The 4,065-nt window shown below is 55.0% G+C and carries 4 protein-coding genes, 3 tRNA genes and 1 rRNA gene; all 8 read left to right on the top strand.

Features of this window, described 5'->3' with window-relative positions:
• Window positions 1-124 precede the first annotated feature (124 nt).
• Window positions 125-240, top strand: a 5S ribosomal RNA gene (gene rrf, locus FZE95_RS19410).
• 423 nt (window positions 241-663) lie between these two features.
• Complete coding sequence (gene birA / locus FZE95_RS19405; protein ID WP_223825137.1) at window positions 664-1,638, top strand: bifunctional biotin--[acetyl-CoA-carboxylase] ligase/biotin operon repressor BirA; 975 nt, start codon at window positions 664-666, stop codon at window positions 1,636-1,638.
• Window positions 1,628-2,377: a type III pantothenate kinase gene (locus FZE95_RS19400; protein ID WP_150302434.1), complete on the top strand. Its 750-nt coding sequence runs from the start codon at window positions 1,628-1,630 to the stop codon at window positions 2,375-2,377. The genes birA and FZE95_RS19400 overlap by 11 nt, the downstream gene beginning before the upstream one ends.
• Window positions 2,377-3,060, top strand: a complete 684-nt coding sequence (locus FZE95_RS19395) for a YciI family protein (RefSeq protein ID WP_150302432.1) — start codon at window positions 2,377-2,379, stop codon at window positions 3,058-3,060. Before FZE95_RS19400 ends, FZE95_RS19395 begins: the two co-directional genes overlap by 1 nt.
• A 242-nt stretch (window positions 3,061-3,302) precedes the next feature.
• Window positions 3,303-3,387, top strand: a tRNA-Tyr gene (locus tag FZE95_RS19390).
• A 24-nt stretch (window positions 3,388-3,411) separates the two neighbouring features.
• Window positions 3,412-3,485: transfer RNA gene (locus FZE95_RS19385), tRNA-Gly, on the top strand.
• A 24-nt stretch (window positions 3,486-3,509) separates the two neighbouring features.
• Window positions 3,510-3,585, top strand: a tRNA-Thr gene (locus FZE95_RS19380).
• 121 nt (window positions 3,586-3,706) lie between these two features.
• Window positions 3,707-4,065: GTP-binding protein (locus FZE95_RS19375; RefSeq protein WP_190324606.1), on the top strand; the 359-nt coding region annotated here is incomplete at its 3' end.

Below are 4,065 nucleotides of genomic sequence, written 5' to 3'. Positions count from 1 at the left end.
TACAAGACACCGATTGAACGACAGTCTGGAACTGCAGAGATTACGGTTACCACCTTGTCAGAGCTTCTATCACGCTCCCAACCCTTTACGCCGTGTGGACTAACAACCGCACAGCAACGAATTGCTTGACGACCATAGAGCATTGGAACCACCTGATCCCATCCCGAACTCAGAAGTGAAACGATGCATCGCCGATGGTAGTGTGGGGTCTCCCCATGTGAGAGTAGGTCATCGTCAAGCGCTTATACCGAGAACACCCCGATCTGGAGACAGGTCGGGGTGTTCTTTTATGCGCCTGGAAAATACGGGAGGGTGCTGACTGGACCGTATTACTTACCCATATCCTAATGCTGATCCAGGCGCCGGTATCTGCGGCTGGGCAACAAAAGCTCCATAGCATTGTTGGGGTTCCCGCCAGCGATACGCGCCGCTCTGTAGTTTTCTAAAGGCCTTAAGCTCGTCCATCACATCCTACTGCACCTGCGGGCAACTCCTAATAGGCTCAACTCATAACTATGGTCTCACAGCGCTAGGCGGTAGCTGCGCCCATCATTTGGAAAGTGCTTGAGCGCTCAGTGACCAGCGAATGAACTAACATATTCGTTCAAACTGGATCTCCTGAGCGCTATCATGCGTGCCTGTTAATCAAGATGGCTTATTAATATGCTGAACGACTTGCTCGTATTGATGGCTGATGGTCGCTTCCATTCAGGTGAGCGGCTTGGAGCTGAATTGGGCGTAAGTCGCGCGGCGATCTGGAAAGTTCTCAGCCGCCTGGAAAAGCAAGGGTTCCCTCTGCAGCGGGTGCGGGGGAAGGGTTATCGCATTCCACCCAATGCGGTTCTTCTCGACCTGATGCAGATCCAGGCTGCGCTTCCTGAAGCCTTGAGAGATAGCTGGGACTGGCATCTGTCCCAGCAAGTTGATTCCACCAATGCGGAGGCTCAGCGTCAACTGCAATCGGCTGGGGCTAGGCGGCTGGTTTGTCTCAGTGAGCAGCAACTGGCCGGACGTGGACGGCGTGGGCGAGTATGGGCGAGTCCCTTTGCTCAAAACATATACTTATCCATTGCTGAGCCTTTTGAGGGGGGGGCGCGGTCGCTTGAAGGGTTGAGCCTGGTGGTCGGCCTTGCACTCGTGGAAACGCTTGAGAATGCCGGATACCGTGGATGTAAATTGAAATGGCCTAACGATGTTCTGCTTGATGGAAGAAAACTGGCGGGCATTCTTACAGAGCTATCGGGCGATCTTACCTCGGAATGCCTGGTGGTGATTGGCGTGGGGGTAAACGTGCTAATGCGGAATGAGTCGCCGGAAATAGACCAGCCCTGGACATCGCTTTTGATGTCCGGACAAAAACAAGAGCTTGATCGGAACCGCCTGATCGCAGCTTTTCTATCCTGTCTGGCCGGGTCACTGAAAGTATTCAAGCAGGACGGCTTCTTACCCTTTGTTGAGCGTTGGGAGCAGCGGGATGCATGGCGCAACCGTGGCGTCAAGGTGACCGCGGGAAACCAGATACAGGAAGGGGTAAGCCGCGGGGTGACCGCGCGAGGTGCGCTAAGGCTCGTCTCGACACAAGGCGAGACCCATATAAACGGTGGCGAGGTAAGCTTGAGGTTGAATGATGCTACTTGAACTCGATTGTGGAAACACGTTGATCAAATGGCGTCTTGTCGATCGTGAGGGGCGAGTGCGTGACCGTGATATGGCTCCTGATCTGGTCGAGCTGCAGCGACTGCTTGGAGGGCAGGAGCGCGAAATTCGCGGCTGTAGGCTGGTTAGCGTTCGATCAGCTGAAGAGACTCAGCTGGTGATGGATCAGCTCACCAGCTGGCTCAAGCTGCACCCTTTGCTTGCGCGCGCTAGCAAGACATTGGCGAGCGTAACGAACGGATACGATGATTGTGCGAAGCTGGGCATGGATCGCTGGCTGGCTTTGGTTGCGGGTTATGAGTTGTGTAAGAAAGCCTGTGTCGTGATTGATCTTGGGACAGCGGTCACCGTCGATTTTGTCGACGCGAGCGGGAAGCACCTCGGGGGATATATTGCACCCGGTAGCAAGTTATTGAGGACTGCTCTGGTGCGTCATACGCGCTTGGTCCGTTACGATGAGCAGCCACTGGGTGACCTGCAGTTGCCCAAACCCGGAACGTCAACAGGCGAAGCCGTGGAGTACGGGTGTGATCTTATGTTATCGGGCTTCGTGCGCGAGCAGTTGCGCATAGCGCACCAGCTTCTGGGTGACAGCATAGTCGTCATCCTCACCGGAGGCGATGCTGTCCGGATGGCAGAGCTACTCCCTGGTGGCTGCCATGTGATTGGCGATCTGGTGTTCGAAGGACTGGCTTTGGCGTGCCCGCTGGAGGTGGACTGATGAAATCTATATTCCTGTGTCTGCTGCTCCTCAATATTCTGTACGGTTTGTGGCAGTTGCAGGATCGCAGCGCCGAGCGCGCCCTGCGAGAGGTGGCTGATCAAACACTGGAGGAGGGGCTGCCAGTTGTTCCCGCAGATGCCGAAGTAATTCCGCTTGTGCCGCCCGTTCGCGGGGCTGCAGCGCCGCTGTGCATTAACTTTGGCACCTTCAGCCGGGAGGTCAGGGCTGAGCAGCTTTTGCAGCGCCTGCTGGCCTTAGGTATTCAGTCCTCCGTCATCGAGCGGGAGATACCTGGAGAGCCAGATTTTTGGGTGGTGATGGATATAGGGGGCGGCCGGCGGGAGGCGCTGGCCCAGATCACCATATTGCAGGATAGAGATGTTGAAAGTTATCTGATCACTGAAGGTCCTTTAGCTGACAATGTTTCATTTGGCATATTCGAAAGCGAAGAGGAAGCCGCCAGCCGTCAGGCGGAGTTGGGAAACGAGGGGTATCCGGCGAGGGTGCAGCGGGTCAATCAAACGAATATCGAATATCTGGTACAGGTTGCGCAGGAAGCCCGACGATTAGTGGATCAAGCTCTGCTCACGCGGCTGCAAGTGGATTTTCCTGAGCTGCAGCAGCAGTATCAGGTGTGCGCGGAGAATAAAGAGGCACAGCAGGACCAATCATCCAGCTAACAATGGTGCGTAGTTTTCCACTGGCGCGCAGGGCTGTTGTTGAGCATAACCGTGCGCCAGCCCAAATAGGTAGCGCTGTCGGGGTTGTTTCCAATGACCGCTCAGAGCGATTTCTGTCCGAGCAGCAGGCGTTGCGGGTCGAAATATGCAAGGCCGGCCCCTGGGCTTGCTCAAGTAACGGTTTTTTCTGACAAAAGTGTTGACACGTCAGCGCTTAGTGATGAAAATGGCGCCTCTTTTACGGAGGGGTTCCCGAGCGGTCAAAGGGATCAGACTGTAAATCTGACGGCTTAGCCTTCGAAGGTTCGAATCCTTCCCCCTCCACCAGATTTCGCACGAGCCGAGCAGTCGGCGGGTATAGTTCAACGGTAGAACCTCAGCCTTCCAAGCTGATGGTGCGGGTTCGATTCCCGCTACCCGCTCCAGTTTGGTGCTGCAATAGGTAAAAGGCTCATGTAGCTCAGTTGGTAGAGCACACCCTTGGTAAGGGTGAGGTCAGCGGTTCAAATCCGCTCATGAGCTCCAGCATCAAGGCAGATATGCAAATATCTGCCTTTTATTTAATGGTCGCGTGACCGATTGCACTCAGGAATAGGGGATCTCTCGATGGCTAAAGAGAAGTTCGAACGTAAAAAACCGCACCTGNGTGGCTAAAGAGAAATTTGAACGTAAGAAACCGCACCTTAACGTGGGCACTATCGGCCACGTTGACCATGGCAAAACTACACTGACCGCAGCACTGACTCGCGTTTGTGCTGAGGCGTACGGTGGAGCCGCTCGTGGTTTCGACCAGATCGATAACGCGCCGGAAGAAAAGGCTCGCGGTATCACCATCAACACCTCGCACGTAGAATACGATTCCCCGACTCGTCACTACGCGCACGTTGACTGCCCTGGTCACGCTGATTATGTGAAAAACATGATCACCGGTGCTGCGCAGATGGACGGCGCTATCCTGGTTTGCTCTGCAGCTGACGGCCCGATGCCACAGACTCGCGAGCACAT

Source organism: Pseudomonas profundi (assembly GCF_008638305.1).
GTDB lineage: Bacteria > Pseudomonadota > Gammaproteobacteria > Pseudomonadales > Pseudomonadaceae > Halopseudomonas > Halopseudomonas profundi.
Note: the sequence above shows the minus strand (reverse complement) of the source record. Positions and strands in the feature narration are given on the sequence as shown.